Annotated in this window: 4 protein-coding genes and 1 pseudogene; 2 read left to right on the top strand and 3 right to left on the bottom strand. The window is 64.9% G+C overall.

Translation table 11 applies throughout. From position 1 onward, the window contains the following. Positions 1-2 precede the first annotated feature (2 nt). From cyoA to hmpA, 3 genes are all read right to left on the bottom strand, one after another. Positions 3-947, bottom strand: coding sequence for a ubiquinol oxidase subunit II (cyoA, locus tag JOE27_RS12350; RefSeq protein ID WP_012316183.1), 945 nt, complete (start codon positions 945-947; stop codon positions 3-5). A 558-nt stretch (positions 948-1505) separates the two neighbouring features. Further along, entirely contained in the window at positions 1506-2012 is a 507-nt protein-coding gene (locus JOE27_RS12355; protein WP_039601973.1) for a disulfide bond formation protein B, read from the bottom strand. 374 nt (positions 2013-2386) lie between these two features. Continuing rightward, positions 2387-3565, bottom strand: coding sequence for an NO-inducible flavohemoprotein (hmpA, locus tag JOE27_RS12360; RefSeq protein WP_204918851.1), 1179 nt, complete (start codon positions 3563-3565; stop codon positions 2387-2389). A gap of 154 nt (positions 3566-3719) precedes the next feature. On the opposite strand from hmpA, the gene norR reads away from it, so the two are divergent. Next, entirely contained in the window at positions 3720-5270 is a 1551-nt protein-coding gene (gene norR, locus JOE27_RS12365) for a nitric oxide reductase transcriptional regulator NorR (RefSeq protein WP_204918853.1), read from the top strand. Positions 5271-5455: 185 nt separating this feature from the next. Then, positions 5456-17224, top strand: a pseudogene (locus JOE27_RS12370) (BapA/Bap/LapF family large adhesin); the annotation flags it as partial. Positions 17225-17278: the final 54 nt, after the last annotated feature.

Consider the following 17278-nt stretch of genomic DNA (forward strand, 5'->3'; position numbering starts at 1 on the left):
TCTTACTCCTCTGCACCGGCAGCTGGTTGCGTACTCGATTCCACACCCGTGGTGGTGGCCAGATCTTTGCTGCCTGCTTCTTCGTGGACCGGCTTGCCGCGGTTCATGCCTTCGTACTTGTCGACGATGGTCTGGAACAGCTCCGCTGGCGCCTCGCTGTACAGCGCGACTGGGTTGTATTCGCTAGGCTTGGCCAGTGCTTCGTACTCGGCCTTGCCCAGTTTCAGAGGCGACTGCTTCACTTCGGCGACCCACTTGTCGAAGTCTTCCTGGGAAGTGGCAGTAGCCTTGAATTTCATGCCGGTGAAGCCAGCACCGCTGTAGTTGGCGCTGATACCGTCAAACACGCCGTTTTCGTTGGCGATCAGGTGCAACTTGGTGGTCATGCCGGCCATGGCGTAGATCTGGCCGCCCAGGCCCGGGATGAAGAACGAGTTCATCACGGCGTCGGAGGTGACGCGGAAGTTGACCGGGGTGTTAGCCGGGAAGTTGATCTTGTTGACCGTCGCGATGCCCTGCTCCGGGTAGATGAACAGCCACTTCCAGTCCAGTGCGACCACGTCGATCTGGATCGGCTTCACGTCCGAATCCAGCGGACGGTATGGGTCCAGCTTGTGGGTGGACTTGTAGGTGACATAACCCAGGGCAATGATGATCAGGATCGGGATGATCCACACCGCAGCCTCGATCTTGGTCGAGTGCGACCAGTCCGGGGTGTAGGTGGCAGCCTTGTTGGAAGCACGGTACTTCCAGGCGAAGGCCACGGTCATGATGATGACCGGGATCACCACCAGCAACATCAGGCCGGTAGCGATGAGGATGAGGTTCTTTTGCTCAATGCCGACCTGACCTTTCGGGTCGAGCAGGGTCCAGTTGCACCCGCTGAGTAAAAGCATGCCTAAAAAGGGCAATATGCCAAACAGTCTGGGGTAACGCTTTTTACTCATCTCACGACCTCTAGATCAGCTTGCTTCAATGCAATTTGTGTTTTGGTAGCCAACACTTCGTCCTGCCAAGTGAGGCATTTCGCGCCCGAATACGCTCCTGCCTGGGGTCCGACTGCAGGACCTTGGCTCAAGCGTGTTAGCGGTGCTTATGGTTTCGTAGGCAACAGGCCTGTACTTCAGACCAAGTCCATTTGGTGCGGGAAAACGCGGAGGGGTATCCGCCCGGTATCGCCGCTGGGCGAAACTTGACGAAGTCAGCAAAAGAAAGCGCTGGGGCTTCCTTCAATCCTGCGACTCGCAAGCAGTGCCGAACGGAAATTGGGGGCGATTGTAGTGAGGTCGCCAACCCTTGACTATGACTTATTGAGCAACAGTCTTTTACAGAATACGTAACAATACTGGTCAAAAATTCAACTTCGCGACAGTTTGTCGCACCCCGCTTGATAGGCCTCAAACCCGCATTGCGCAAGGCTTTGTGGTTGATCTGGATCAAGCGGGAGGCGACTTTTCCCTCTTCTCTGTGGGTGCAAAAGACCACAGCAAATTCGGGACTTATGTCTAAGGCTGGCGCCGATTACGGTAGATGCCCAGCGGAACCAGGATGGCCGTCAGCACGAACGCCATCAGTGCCCATTGCGCCAGGGACAAACCGAGGATCGGCGGGTATGGCGTGCTGCAGAAACCGTCGACCTGGAATGCGAGCGGCCAGAGCTTGGCCAGCGGCAGGTCGTCGACGATCGGCTGCAGGGTATCGATACCGCAACTGACCATGGGGTTGGCGAGTATATACACATGGTTGCCGGCCGCAACGATTCCGCCAATTGCGCTCAGCACCACCAGCCCTTCGAACAACGTCAGGCTGCGCCGCCCGGGCATCGCGGCGGCGATGAAGGCAAACACGGCGATGAACAGCAGGGCATAACGTTGCAGGATGCACAGTGGGCAGGGGGCTTCGCCGAGCACCACCTGCATGTACAAAGCGCCACCGATCAGGGCGAGACAGATCACCCCCAGCAGCACCAGAAAGCGCCGTTCCCGATTCAGGCGCGATGTTTGTTCGTTCATTGCCGGTTCCTTCGATGGATAGGGGCAGCGTGGTCCACCTGCCTGGCGCAAGTCTACACGCAGGTCTGACCGTTAGCGTGTCGAGGAAGCGGCAAGACAGCACTGCGAGGGCTATCCGGAGTGGGCTTGAGACCGGCTGGTGTGACATCGGTTCAACGCCGGCCGGTAAAAAAGCGGCTGCCCGGGCGCCGCGCAGGGGCAAGCCCCTCGACACCCGGGAGTGAAGGATACAGTGATTAAAGGACGATTAACGATGAAAGATGGCTGGCGCGGTTCATCTTTCCTTTATATGCAAAGCAGCCCAGAAACCACAGGTACGCCAGCGTACCTGTGGGGGCCGGCTTGCCGGCGATGGGGTCCGAACAGTCAGCACATCACTCCAGAGCTGCCGCCGGCCCGAAGAACTCGTAGCGGCTCTGCTGCTGGGGCACACCCAGCTCTTTAAGGTGACGCTTGATCACCGCCATGAAGCTCTTGGGCCCGAGGAAGTACGCATCCACGTCACGCTCACCCGGCATCCATTCAGCCAAAAGTTCCTGGCTCAACTGCCCCACCGCATTGGCGTCGTGCGAACCATCATCCTCGGCATAGCAATAAAAGCGCTTGAGCTGCGGGTGACGCTCGGCCAGCCCATCGACCCAGTCACGGAACGCATGCACCCCTGCATTGCGCGCACAGTGGATGAAATGCACCGGTCGCTTGGTTTCAAGGGCCGCCTCGAGCATGGCCAGGGTCGGTGTGATGCCGACACCACCGCTGATCAGCACCAGCGGCCTGTCACTGGCGGCAAGGGTGAAGTCACCAGACGGCGGGAACAGTTGCACGGTACTGCCGACCATCATTTCATGATGCAGGTAGTTGGACACCTTGCCGCCCGCCTCACGCTTGACGCTGATGCGGTATTGCTTGCCATCGCACAAGGCCGACAGCGAATAATTGCGACGCTGCTCGGCGCCGTCGATGAACAGCTGCAAGCCGATGTACTGGCCCGGTTCAGCCTTGAGCACCGGTTTGCCGTCGACAGGAGCGAAGTAGAACGAAACGATCTCGCTGCTTTCCTGCTCGCGGCGTACCAGGCGGAATTCGCGGGTACCGCGCCAGCCACCGGCGGCCTCTTCCTTCTGTTTGTAGAGGCCTTCCTCGGCGCCAATGAGGATCTCGGCCAACTGCCCATAGGCCGCGCCCCAGGCAGCGATCACCTCTGCAGTGGCGATCTCCTTGCCGAGCACCTCCTCGATGGCACGCAGCAGGCAGCTGCCGACGATCGGATAATGCTCCGGCAGGATCTGCAAGGCGACATGCTTGTTGATGATCTGGCCGACCAGGCCGCCGAGCTGTTCCAGCTGGTCGATGTGCCGGGCGTACATCAGCACGCCGTTGGCCAGGGCGCGCGGCTGGTCGCCACTGGCCTGATGCGCCTGGTTGAACAGTGGGCGCACTTGCGGATACTCGCTGAGCATCAATTTGTAGAAGTGGGTGGTCAGCGCCTCTCCACCGGTTTCCAGCAGCGGGACAGTGGCTTTGATGATTGCACGTTGTTCGGCATTGAGCATTGCAACAACTCCTGAGCCAGAGGCTTCGAATGGTTGCATGTGCAGTATCAGTATTCGTGCCAACCTTAAATATCAATAAAATCAGGATGTTGGCTAAGTGCATGTCAAAACGACCAGGCCCGGCGTATAGTCATTTGGACCAACAGGAGTCCTTATGACTGCAAAGCCGCTGCTCACCGCCCTGCTCCCCTTGGTCAGCGACCTGTCCCGTGACCTGCCCGAAGAGGAACGCTACCGCCGCCTGCTACAAGCCATGCGCGGCTTGCTGCCCTGCGATGCCGCTGCACTGCTGCGGCTCGATGGCGAATGGCTGGTGCCACTGGCTGTCGACGGTTTGTCTGCCGACACCCTGGGCCGGCGCTTCAAAGTCAGCGAGCATCCGCGCTTCCAGGTTTTGCTCAGCCGCGCCGAGCCCACCCGCTTTCCCAGCGACTCCCAGCTGCCCGACCCCTATGACGGCCTGGTCAATGCCCACGACGTCGACCTTCACGTGCATGACTGCATGGGCTGCCCGCTGATGGTCGACGAGCGCCCATGGGGCCTGGTAACCCTCGATGCCCTCACCCCGGGCCAGTTCCAAAGCCTGGAGCTCGATGCCCTGCAGGCCTTCGCCAGCCTGGCAGCCGCCACGGTCACGGTGGCCGAACGCATCGAGCACCTGGCACTGCGCGCCGAGGATGAGCACCAGCGCGCCGAAATCTATCGCCAGGCCAGCGGCCAGGACAAAGAGCTGATTGGCCAAAGCCCGGCGCACAAGCGCCTGCTGGATGAAATACGCCTGGTTGGCGGTAGCGACCTGACCGTGCTGATCACCGGCGAAACTGGCGTGGGCAAGGAACTGGTGGCCCAGGCCCTGCACCAGGCCAGCCACCGCGCCAACAAGCCCCTGATCAGCCTCAACTGCGCCGCGCTGCCCGACACGCTGGTGGAAAGCGAGCTGTTCGGCCATGTGCGCGGGGCCTTTACCGGCGCCCACGGTGAGCGTCGCGGCAAGTTCGAACTGGCCAACGGCGGCACGCTGTTTCTCGACGAAGTGGGCGAACTGCCGCTGGCGGTGCAGGCAAAGCTGCTGCGGGTATTGCAAAGCGGGCAACTGCAGCGCCTGGGCTCAGACCGCGAACACACAGTGGATGTGCGCCTGATCGCAGCAACCAACCGCGACCTTGCCGCCGAGGTGCGCAACGGCAACTACCGCGCCGACTTCTATCACCGCCTGAGCGTGTACCCGCTGCAGGTGCCGCCGCTACGCGAGCGTGGGCGCGATGTGCTGCTATTGGCAGGCTACTTCCTCGAACAGAATCGATCACGACTGGGCCTGAACAGCCTGCGCCTGAGCAATGAAGCGCAAGCGGCGCTACTGGCCTACGACTGGCCAGGCAACGTGCGCGAACTGGAACACCTCATTGGCCGCTCGGCCCTCAAGGCCATGGGCCAGCACCCGGACCGGCCACGCATCCTTACCCTGCAAGCCAGTGACCTGGACCTGCGTACCCTGGCGAGCGTGGTACAGGCCCCCTCCCCTGCCCCCCTGCCTGCGCCGTCGCTGGCCGAAGGTGGCTTGCGCGAAGCGGTCGACGGCTACCAGCGCCAGATCATCGATGCCTGCCTGCAGCGCCACCAGGACAACTGGGCCGCCGCCGCACGCGAACTGGGCCTGGATCGCGCCAATTTAAACCGCTTGGCTCGGCGCCTGGGCCTGCGCTAGACGCGTTTCCTACCAAAGGATTAACCCAGAAAGCCTCTGGTTGCTTTCCGTTGCGCTGCTATATCTCCCTTACCACCGGTAACAGGGCCGTTCATACGGCCGGGCTGCGTGCTCCTGCACAAGCGGTTGCGCCAGCAGGATCGCCAACGCCGACCCTGTGTACCGCACACCAGCAGGGAGCATCCATGGACAACATCGTCGTCGCCGACAAGCAAACCACCGTCGCCACCCAGAATGCCTGGGGCAATATCACGCTCAACAGCCCAGGCGTGGTGCAGATGCCCGTTGCGCCCGACCAGGTGGCAACCGTGACCCGACGGGGTCAGGACCTGATCGTCACACTCAAGTCAGGGGAAAAGGTCACCGTCGGCAACTTCTTTGCCGTGGACCAGGCGGGTGTCGGCAGTGACATGATCTTCGTCGGCGAAGACGGCACCCTGTGGCACGCCAACTACGATGCCGAGGCCTTCACCGGTTTCACCTTCGAGGAAGTCGCCTCGCTCGATGAACTGGTCGCAGGCATCGGCGTCGCTGGCAGCGAAACCCCGACCTGGGCGATTGCCGGCCTGAGCCTGCTGGGCGTTGGCGGCGCTGCCGCCGCCGCAGGTAGCGGTGGTGGTGGCGGCAGCAGCGGCGGCTCCGCGCCAGGCGACACCACGCCACCCGCTACGCCTATCGACCTGCTGGTTTCGCCCGATGGTCTGCGCCTGACCGGCCGCGGCGAGGCAGGTGCCACGGTGAATGTACGCGATGGCGCCGGCAACCTGATCGGCAGCGGCACGGTGGGCGCCGACGGTACGTTCGACATCACCTTGAACTCGCCCCAGGTCAATGGCGAAAGCCTGGATGTCAGTTTGACCGATGCTGCTGGCAACGTCTCGCAGCCGGGCAACGTGGCCGCACCGGATGCAACCGCCCCCCTGGCCCCCAGCGACCTGGCCGTCAACGAGCAAGGAACCACACTAACCGGCCGCGCTGAACCCGGCTCCACCGTGCAAGTGCGTGCCGCCAACGGTACCGTGCTGGGTACCGCCGTGGCAGGTGCCGACGGCCTGTTCAGCATCACCCTGCAACCCCCGCAAACCGAGGGTCAGCCGCTGCAAGTCACAGCCAGTGACGCCGCTGGCAACACCTCACCCGCAACAGCCGTCAACGCACCCGATGACGGGGTCGGCAACCCGCCCGACACCACGCCGCCCGCACAACCGACCGACTTGGCCGTCAGCGCTGACGGCAGAGTAGTCAGCGGGCGTGCCGAACCAGGTAGTACTGTGCGCGTGCTCGCAGCGGACGGCACCACGGTACTGGGTAGCGTGGTCGTGGGCGCCAACGGTGCGTTCAGCATCACCCTCGACCCACCGCTGGTCGACGGCGAGCAGTTACAGGTAACGGCCACCGATGCCGCCGGCAACACCTCCACTGCCGGCACCGTCACCGCGCCGGACATCGACACGGGCGGTGGTGACACCACTGCGCCAGCGCCCGCCAGTGGCCTGATCATCAGCGCCGATGGCCGTACAGTCTCGGGGCGCGGTGAAGCAGGAGCAACGGTAACCGTATCGAACGACCAGGGCCAGGTCGTGGGGACCGGGACGGTGCAGCCTGATGGCACCTTTACCCTGCAACTGACCCCGCCCGTGACCGATGGCTCGTCGCTGCAAGTGACCTTGACCGATGCCGCTGGCAACGTATCAACGACAAGCCCGCTGACGGCACCGGACCTGGTAGCCCCCGGGCAACCGACCGGGCTGACGCTGAGCGATGGTCAAACGCTGACCGGCAATGCCGAACCCGGTGCACGGGTGCAAGTGCGCGACGCCTCCGGAGCCCTGATCGGCAGCGCTATCGTCGGGCCGGACGGCAGCTTCAGCCTCACCCTCGACCCTGCCCAGGCCGACGGTGAAGCCTTGGCCATCACAGTCACCGATGCCGCCGGCAACAGCTCCGCACCACTGGCTTATACCGCCCCGGACATTACTGCCCCGGGCCTCATCACCGGCGTGGTGGTGGGCGCCGGCAGCGTCGTGATATCGGGCCGCGGTGAAGCGGGTGCCACAGTGCAAGTGCTGGATGCCGACGGCAATGTGATCGGCAGTGGCACCGTGGCAGCCAATGGCACCTTCCTGGTCGAACTGGATGCTCCAGTGGCTGCGGGCGAAAGCATCGTGCTGGTGCAAACCGATGCTGCCGGCAATCCGTCGCCTGAGCTCAGCATCATCGTGCCACAGACCCCCGTCCCGGAAGGCCCCGCCGGGGTGGTGGTAGCCCCCGATGGCTCGTCCGTCAGCGGCACCGCTCCGGCTGGCAGCCTGGTGGAGGTGCGCGATGCACAAGGCAATGTGCTGGGCAGCGTGCAAGTGGGCAATGATGGCAACTTCACCGTCGGCCTCGACCCCGCTCAGGCCAATGGTGAGCTGCTCGATGTGGTGGCCCTGGACGCCGACGGCAACAGCTCACTGCCGACCCAGGTCGGTGCACCGGATATCACCCCGCCGAACCCGGCCAGTGACCTGCAACTGAGCGCCGATGGCGTCACCCTCACTGGCCGCGGTGAGCCTGGGGCCAACGTGCAAGTCAGCGATGCCCAGGGCACGCTGCTGGGCACTGCCGTGGTCGGCGCGAACGGCGTCTTCACCCTCACACTGACACCGGCCCAGTCCGATGGCCAGATGCTCGACGTGGTATTGCGTGATGCTGCGGGCAACACCTCGACCGCAACCCTGACCGCGCCGGACCTGGACGGGCCTTTGCAGCCTTCCGGGCTGGCCGTCGACAGCGCTGGTCTGCACCTCACCGGCCAGGGCCAGAGCGGCTCGATCGTCACGGTACGTGCGGCGGACGGTACCGTGCTGGGCACCGCGACAGTCGGCGCCGACGGGCGCTTCGATGTCACCCTCGACCCGCCACAGCGCAACGGCGAAAGCCTCACCGTGGAGGCCACCGACAATCTCGGCAACAGTGCCGGCCCGGTCGACTTCACCGCCCCCGACAGCACCCCACCGCAAGTTGTCGGCAACCCGAGCATCGACGACAGCGGCACCACCGTTACCGGCACTGGCGAACCAGGTGCCACGGTGATCGTGCGCAGCCCCGACGGCGCTGTGCTGGGCAGCGTCGAGGTGGCCGGCGACGGCACCTTCGAACTCACCCTGGACCCTCCACAGACCAATGGCCAGGCCTTGACCGTTGAACAACGCGACCCGACCGGTAACGTGTCAGCAGCGGTCGACCTGCCTGCTCCGGACAACGAGGCGCCCGACACCCCCACCGGCCTGGCCCTTGCCGCCGATGGCACCGTGGTTACCGGTAGCGGCGAACCCGGCGCGCAAGTGCGCGTCACCGGCACTGGCGGCGCAGTATTGGGCACCGCCGTGGTGGAGGCCGACGGTAGCTTCCGGGTAACCATCGACCCACCGCAACTCAACGGTCAGACGCTGTCCGTCACCCAGGCGGACGCTGCGGGCAACACTTCCGCTGCCGACACTGTCACTGCCAACGACCTCGAAGCACCGCAACCAGCACAAGGCCTGGGGCTGAACGCAGATGGCAGCGTGCTGAGCGGGCAAGGTGAGCCAGGCGCCACCGTAGAAGTGCGCGATGCCGGCGGGCAACTGCTGGGCGATGCCCAAGTGCAACCCGACGGCAGCTTCACCGTGACCCTCGCCCCACCCCAGACCAACGGCGAAGTACTGTCGGTTGTGCTTGTCGACGGCGAGGGCAATACATCGCCATCGGCCACCTTAACCGCTGACGATACAACCGGCCCCGCCGCCCCCACAGGCCTGCAAGTCAGTGCCGATGGCACAGCGCTGCAAGGCAACGGCGAGGTGGGCTCCACCGTTGAAGTACGCAATGCCAACGGCGACCTGCTGGGCACGGTCGTGGTCCCGGTGGGTGGCAACTTCAGCGTGCCGCTGTCACCGGCCCAACTGGATGGCCAGAGCCTCGACGTCACCCTCAGCGATGCTGCCGGCAACACCTCCACCGCAGCCCAGGCCACTGCGCCGGACCTTACACCCCCTGCACTGCCGACCGATGTCAGCGTCAGCCCGGATGGCACCACTGTGACCGGCAACGCCCCCGGGGCCAGCTCGGTCACGGTGACCGACCCCAATGGCACTGTCGTCACCGTTGCAGTGAACGGCGATGGCAGCTTCAGCGTGCCGCTGGATACCCCGCTCACCAATGGCGAGACCCTGACCGTGGTGGTCAGCGACGGGGCCGGCAACGACTCTGGCGCATCGAGCGTCACCGCGCCGGATACCACCCCGCCCGCTGCGGCGACCGACATCACGGTCAGCCCGGATGGCGGCTTTATCGGTGGTACGGCCGAACCCGGCACCACCATCATCGTTCGCGACGGCACCACTGACCTGGGCACCGCAACCGCCGGGCCGGACGGCACCTTCGTTGTCGAAGTCGACCCACCCCTGGTTTCCGGCGACACCGTGCAGGTAGTGGTCCGAGACGACGGTGGCAACGAGACCACGGTCGACGTGGCCGGGCCAGACGGCACCGAAGTCGCTACACCAACCGCCCTGACCATCAGTGCCGACGGCTTCCTCCTGACGGGCGAAGGCACCGTGGGCTCGCTTATCACCGTGACCTCCGGCGGCACCACACTGGGCACCGCGACGGTCGGCAGCGACGGCATTTTCCGAGTGTTCTTCAGCGACGCCCAGCTCAATGCCCAGACCCTGCAGGTCAGCGCACGCCTTACAGCCGGGGGTAAACCCTCGGTACCAGCCACCATCGTTGCAGAGGACAGCACCGCGCCGGATGCTCCCACCCAGCTTGCCCTCGACCGCAGTGGCAGCACCCTTATCGGCAAGGGCGAGGTGGGCGCGACCGTACGCGTGGTGGATGCCCAAGGTACCGAGCTGGGCACTGCCACCGTTGGCAGTAACGGGTTGTTCAGCGTCAGCCTGACCCCCCCGCAAGCCAATGGCCAGAACCTTACCGTTACCCAGAGCGACGCCGCGGGCAATACCTCGCTCGCCGCAACCTTGCAGGCGCCTGATCTGCAAGCGCCTGATGCTGCCACCGGCCTGAGCCTGAACAGCGCGGCAACCGTAGTCAGCGGCCAGGGTGAGGCGGGCGCGACGGTGACCGTACGCGATGCCAGTGGCGCGATACTGGCCACAGGTACCGTCAACCAGAGCGGCCAGTTCCAGGTCACCCTGCCAAATGCACAGACCACCGGCAGCGCCTTGCAGGTCACCCTTAGCGATGCCGCTGGCAATGTGTCTGGCCCGGCGAGCCTGGCAACACCGGACCGCACGCCCCCGGCTGCGGTCGACAACCCGGTGCTCAGCGCCGACGGCAAACAGCTGTCAGGCAGTGGTGAAGCCGGCGCCACCGTGCAGGTGCGCAACGCTGCCGGCACCGTGGTCGGCACCGCGACCGTGGGCGCCGATGGCCGGTTTACGGTCACCTTCGATACCCCACAGGCAACCGGCCAGGCCATCGGCGTGAGCCAGGTGGATGCAGCGGGTAACACTTCCCCTGCTGTCACCCTCAGTACAGCCGACCTCACCCCACCAGCCCCACTGACCAATGTGGTGCTCAACAACAATGGCCTGACCCTCACCGGCCTGGGTGAAGCGGGTGCCAGCGTGACCGTGCGCGGCCCCGATGGCACCATCATTGGCACAGGCGTGGTGGCCGCCAACGGCAGCTTCACCCTCACCCTGACCAGTGCGCAACTTAACGCTCAGAACTTGAGCGTGACCCAGACCGACGCGGGCAACAACACATCACCTCCTGTTGCAGTAACAGCGCCGGACTTCACCCCACCGGCGGCGCCGGCCGCCCTCGCCCTGGCCAGTACCGGCCTGCAGCTGAGCGGCAGCGCCGAAGCAGGCAGCACCGTCACTGTGCGTGATGCCGCAGGCAATATCCTGGGCACCGCCGTGGCCAGCAGCAATGGCACCTTCCAGGTCACCCTGAGCAGCGCCCAGACCAACGGCCAGACCTTGCAGGTTACCGCCACAGATGCGGCAGGCAACGTGTCGCCTGCTGCACCTTACACCGCTGCCGATACCACACCGCCCACCGCCGTCGCCAACCTGGCCGTCGCTGCCGACGGCGCCAGCCTTACAGGTACTGGCGAAGCCGGCGCCACGGTCACCGTGCGTGCGCCCGACGGCACCTCGCTGGGGACCGCCACGGTCGGCAGCGATGGCCGCTTCACCGTAGCGCTCAGCCCTGCGGCAACCGCCGGCGACAGCCTCAGCGTGACCCAGGCCGATGCCGCGCAGAATGCCTCGCCGGCACAGACCGTGACCGCGCCGGGCAACCTGGCACCGGACATTCCGGACAACCTGACGCTCTCAGCCGATGGCCTGGTGGTTACCGGCAATGCATCCCCAGGTAGCACCGTCAATGTGTATGGCCCTGACGGCGTGCTGTTGGGCACTGCGCCAGTGGGCAATGACGGCAGTTTCACGGTCAACCTCGACAGCGCCCAGGCCAACGGCGAAGTCTTGCAGGTCAATGCCGTGGGCACCGATGGCAGTGCTTCGCTGCCTGCGACCCTGCAGGCACCGGACACCACTGCCCCGCAACCGCTGACCAACCTGGTGCTGAGCAGCGACGGCCTGACGCTCACCGGCCGAGGTGAGCCGGGCGCCACAGTCACCGTGATCGGCGAAGGCGGTGTCGACCTGGGCACCGCCGTGGTCGATGCCAGTGGTAACTTCAGCATTGGCCTGAGCACCGCACAGATCAATGGCGAACAGCTCAGTGCACAGCAGACCGACGCAGCGGGCAACGAGTCCGACAGTGTCAGCCTGACTGCGCCCGACCGTGTGGCACCTGATGCTGCGGGCAACCTGGCATTTGCCGGCGGCGGCGGCTTGCTCAACGGTACTGGCGAGGCCGGCAGCACCGTCAAAGTGCTGGCTGCCGATGGCAGCACACTGGGCAGCGCTGTGGTCCGCGCCGACGGTACCTTCCAGGTCACCCTCAGCGCGCCGCAGGCCAACGGCCAGCAGGTGCAAGTGATACTGACCGATGCCGCCGGCAACCAGTCCGACCCCAGCGCCATCATTGCAGCCGATACCACTCCACCGGCCGCCCCCACTGAGCTTGCGATTTCCAGCGACGGGGTTACCCTGACCGGCCGCGGCGAGCCCGGCGCGCAGGTCAGCGTCAGCAACGCGCAGGGCGACGAAATCGGTACGGCAGTGGTCGATGCCAGCGGTAACTTCACCGTCACCCTCAACCCGGCGCTGGGCAACGCCGAACTGCTCAGCCTCAGCCAGGCCGACGCAGCCGGTAACGTGTCGGCAGTCGCCACGTTGCAAACGCCTGACTTCACGCCGCCGGCCATCCTCACCGAGGTTGACATCAATGCCGATGGCAGTGTGGTCACCGGCCTTGGCGAACCGGGCGCTACCGTCACGGTGACCAATGCCGCAGGCGTAGTGCTCGGTTCGGCCACTGTGCTCGCCGATGGCAGCTTCTCTGTGGAACTGGCGCCAGCCCAGATCAACCAGCAAGTGCTGTCGGTACAACAGGCCGACCCACCCGGCAACATCAGCGCGCCGGTCACGATCGATGCACCCGACCTCACGCCACCTGCACCGGCAACCGAACTGCGCCTCAATGCTGCCGGCGATCAGCTAAGCGGCGTCGGCGAAGCAGGCACCACGGTACGGGTGTACCTGGGCACCACTGAAATCGGAACCGCCACGGTGGATGCCGACGGTACCTTCGTGGTAGACCTCAGCTCGCCGCAGCTCAATGGCCAATCCCTTCAGGTAACCCTGACAGACGAGAGCGAAAACATATCGCCCATCAGCTCGGTCACCGCGGTCGATACCACGCCCCCAGCCACCGTTGTCGCGTCGCTCAACGACAGCGGCACCCAGCTGATCGGTAGCGGCGAAGCGGGGGCACGCATTACGGTGATGAACGACCGTGGCGACATGGTCGGCCAAGGCGTGATCGACCCTGACGGCACCTTCGTGCTTGACCTGACAACCCCACAGATCGACGGCCAGGTACTGACCGTCGTCGCTCAAGACGTCACCGGCAACCCCTCCGCGCCATTCGAAGTGACCGCACCGGACTTGGTGCCACCAGCGCAACCTGCCGACTTGGAGCTGGACCAGGCGGGCACGCTACTGATCGGTAGTGCCGAACCCGGCAGTACCATCACCGTGCGTGGCCCGGACAACACCATTGTCGGCACCGTCCAGGCCACCGTAGACGGCACCTTCAGCGTGACGTTGAGCCCGGCGCAGAACAACGGCCAATTGCTGACCGTGGTCGCCACCGATGAGGCGGGCAACGCCTCGCTGCCAGCCACCTACCAGGCTGCCGACACGTCACCACCTGCTCTGGTCACCAACCTGGCAATCAATACCGACTACGACGTGCTGACCGGGCGCGGTGAGCCTAACGCCACAGTGACTGTCAGCCTGGCAGGCAATGTGATTGGCACCGGCGTGGTCGATGCCAACGGTAACTTCTCCATCGAACTCGAACCCGCACCTGGCTCGGTCGCGACATTGGCTGTGACCCAAAGCGACGGTACCAATACCTCGGCAGTGCAGACCTACATCACCCCGCTTATCCCACCACCAGCGCCCCCCACCAATGTGGTGCTGAACGCCGATGGCCTGACCCTCACGGGTAACGCCACCAGCGGGGCGTCCATCCGTGTCTATGACAATGAGGGCAATTTGATCGGCACGGGTGCAGCGGACCTCAACGGCGACTTCAGTCTCCAGCTCGACAGCGCCCAGTTGAATGGGCAATCGCTCTCGGTCACTGCCGTGGCTCTGGTGGGCGGTGAATCGCAGCCGGTATTCGTGCAGGCAACCGACACCACGCCGCCGGCCAACCCGGTGGTCACTGCGCTGTCTGCCAATGGCCTGGTGCTTACCGGTACCGGTGAAGCCAATGCCACGGTCACCGTGCGTGATGCCAGTGGCAATGTGCTCGGCACCGGCGTGGTCAACGCTGGCGGCGTGTTCAGCATCAACCTGGCCAGCGCGCAGCTCAACGGCCAGGTACTCGGTGTGACACAGGTCGACGTTGCACAGAATGCCTCGGGCAGCACCAGCTATACCGCGCCGGACACACAGGCGCCGACTGCACCGACCAGCCTTGCCGTGACCGGCGCAGGCACCGTACTGACCGGCGTCGGCGAGCCCGGCGCGACAGTCACCGTCACCGGCCCGGGCGGTCCGTTGGGCAGCGCCGTGGTACAACCCGACGGTAGCTTCACCGTCACCCTCACCAGTACGCAGAACGACGGGCAGTTGCTTACCGTGCGTCAGTCCGATGCCGCCGGCAACCAGTCCGGCAGCGCCAGCATCACAGCACCGGACACCACGCCACCCGCCGCGCCAGTGGCCGCCATCAACGCCAACGGCACCACGGTAAGCGGCTCTGGCCAGATCGGCAGCACCGTCACCGTGCGCGACACTGCAGGCACGGTGCTGGGCACCGCCACAGTGGGCAGCAACGGCCTGTTCGTGGTCAGCCTGGCGGCGGCGCAAATCGACAACCAGGCCCTGACAGTCACCTTGACCGATGCCACCGGCAACACCTCGACCGGCACCGCACTGACCGCTCCAGACCTCACCCCGCCAGCGCTGGCCAGCAACCTGGTGATCAGCGCCGACGGCAGCACCCTGACCGGCAGCGGCGAGCCTGGCGCCACGGTCACGGTGCGCAGCTCCACCGGCACCGTCCTGCAAACCGGCACGGTGCAGCCCGACGGCACCTTCTCCGTAACCCTGACCCCTGCCCAGGACAACGGCCAGACACTGTCGGTATCGCTCACCGACCCACGCAACAACGTCTCCGGCAACGTCAACATCACTGCGCCGGACGTCGACGCCAACGCACCGGTGATCGCCAGCGACAACCTGGCCACCGCCACCGTCAACCTGGCACCGGTTGTCGCCACGCAGACCTACACCGACAGTTTCACCACACTGCTGGCGGGCTTCAGCAAGACCTACACCTGGACCGTCGACGCCGGCACCACGGCGGACCCGACCCTGACGCTGACCACCAGCAGTGCCCTGGCCCTGCTCGACAATGCCACCTTCACCCTGCAGGTGAAAGACGCGTCCGGGGCCTGGGTGACTTTGGCTACCGGTAACAGCCTGGGCCTGCTAGACCTGATTCTGCTTCCCTTGGGCCAGGGGGTGCAGGTCGACATCGGCGAACTGCAGGCCGGTGAATACCGCCTGACCGTAGGCAGCGGCGGCATCGGCCTGGTGACCAACGTCACCACCACGCTGGACATCGAAACCTCCAGCCTGACCGAGCTCACCGGCACCGGTACCCCCACTACCGGCAACGTCATCACCGACCCCGGTGTCGACGGCACCACCGATGCCCGTGGCCCGGACAGCAGCGCCGTGCTGCAGGTGCTCAAGAACGGCAGCTACGTCACCGCCGGCAGCGCCACCGAAGTGCAGGGCCTGTATGGCACCCTGGTGATCCGCGCAGATGGCAGCTACACCTACACCCCGAACGGCACCCCATCCAGCGTCGGCAAGGTGGACGTGTTCAGCTACCAACTGGTGCACGGCAACGGCCTGACCGATGTCGCCAACCTCTACGTGCGGATCGACAGCCCGCAAGCCACGGAGGTCTGGAGCGATAGCAACCTCAGCGCGCCCGCCACGGTGGTCGATGCCGTCAACGACATCGACAGCACCAACATCAGCCTGGCAAACCGGGTGGACACCGACAGCGGCACACTCGGAACGCTGCCCCTGCCGCTGATCGGCTCGCGGCAGGCGGTCTATGACACCAGCGTTGCCGCCGATACCACCGCCAACCTGCAAGTGGTGCTCAACTCCGCCAACCTGCTAGGCCTGCTCAACGGCACCACCATCGCCCTTTACAAACTCAACACGGCTACCGGCCAGTACGTGCTTGTGCAGTCTGTGCCCGGCAGTTCGCTGATCAGCCTGCTCGGCGGCGGCTCGGCCTACACCTTCCAGAACCAGGGCCCAGGTGCCTACGAGATCCGTGTCAGCGCAGGCGGCATCGGCCTGCTCAGTTCGATCACTACCAGCCTCAACACCACCACCACGTACACCAACGAGTTCGTGGTCAGCGGCTACACCCCAGTGACCGGCAACCTGTTGACCGACACCGCCGGCGGCGGTGCCGACAACCTCGGTTCGACGCTGACCGTGCTCAGCGTGCTGGTAGCGGCCAACACCTACGCCATCCCCGGTTACAACGGCGTCAGCGTGACCGGCACCTACGGCACACTTTTGGTCAACGCTGACGGCAGCTACACCTATACCCTCAAGGAGGGCCTGACTTCGGCAGTTGTCGGCCAACAGGACACTTTCACCTACGAACTGACGCACCCCAACGGCACCACCGATACCGCAACGCTGACCATCAACCTGGACAACGCTGCCGGGCTCACCGCGACCACTTCGCTGCTGGCTGACGGCGGCGACGAGGGTGCGGCCCTGGCCAGTGTCGCCGCGGCTGCCTCCGCCGAGGTGATTGCCGGCACCGATGGCAATGACCAACTCGATGGCAGCCAGGGCGGGCAGATCAGCCTGCAAGGCGGCTCCGGCGACGACACCCTCGTGGTGGTGGATCAGGCCTTTGCCAGCGTCGAGGGCGGCAGTGGTACCGACACCCTGCTGTGGGGCGGCGGCGATGCCAGCATCGACTTGGGCTCCCTGGCCGGGCGTGTCCACGATATCGAAATCATCGACCTCAACGACACCAGCGGGGTGACCCTGACGCTGAACCTGGCGGATGTGGTGGCCGTCACCGAAAGCGGCAGCAGCACGCTGCTGATCAACGGCGACGACAAGGATTCGGTGCACATGACCGATAACTGGAACCTCACCGGCAGCCAGAGCGCCGACGGCATCGACTATAACCAATACACGGCCCAGGAGGACCCGAGCCACCACCTGTGGGTGCAAAACGGCATTCATGTCGTCTGAGGCCGCAGTAACCCGCCGGGCGCCATGCCCGGCGGCAAGGACGATCAGCAGTAA

This window comes from Pseudomonas sp. M5 (genome assembly GCF_016907075.1).
GTDB classification, from domain to species: Bacteria; Pseudomonadota; Gammaproteobacteria; order Pseudomonadales; family Pseudomonadaceae; genus Aquipseudomonas; species Aquipseudomonas putida_E.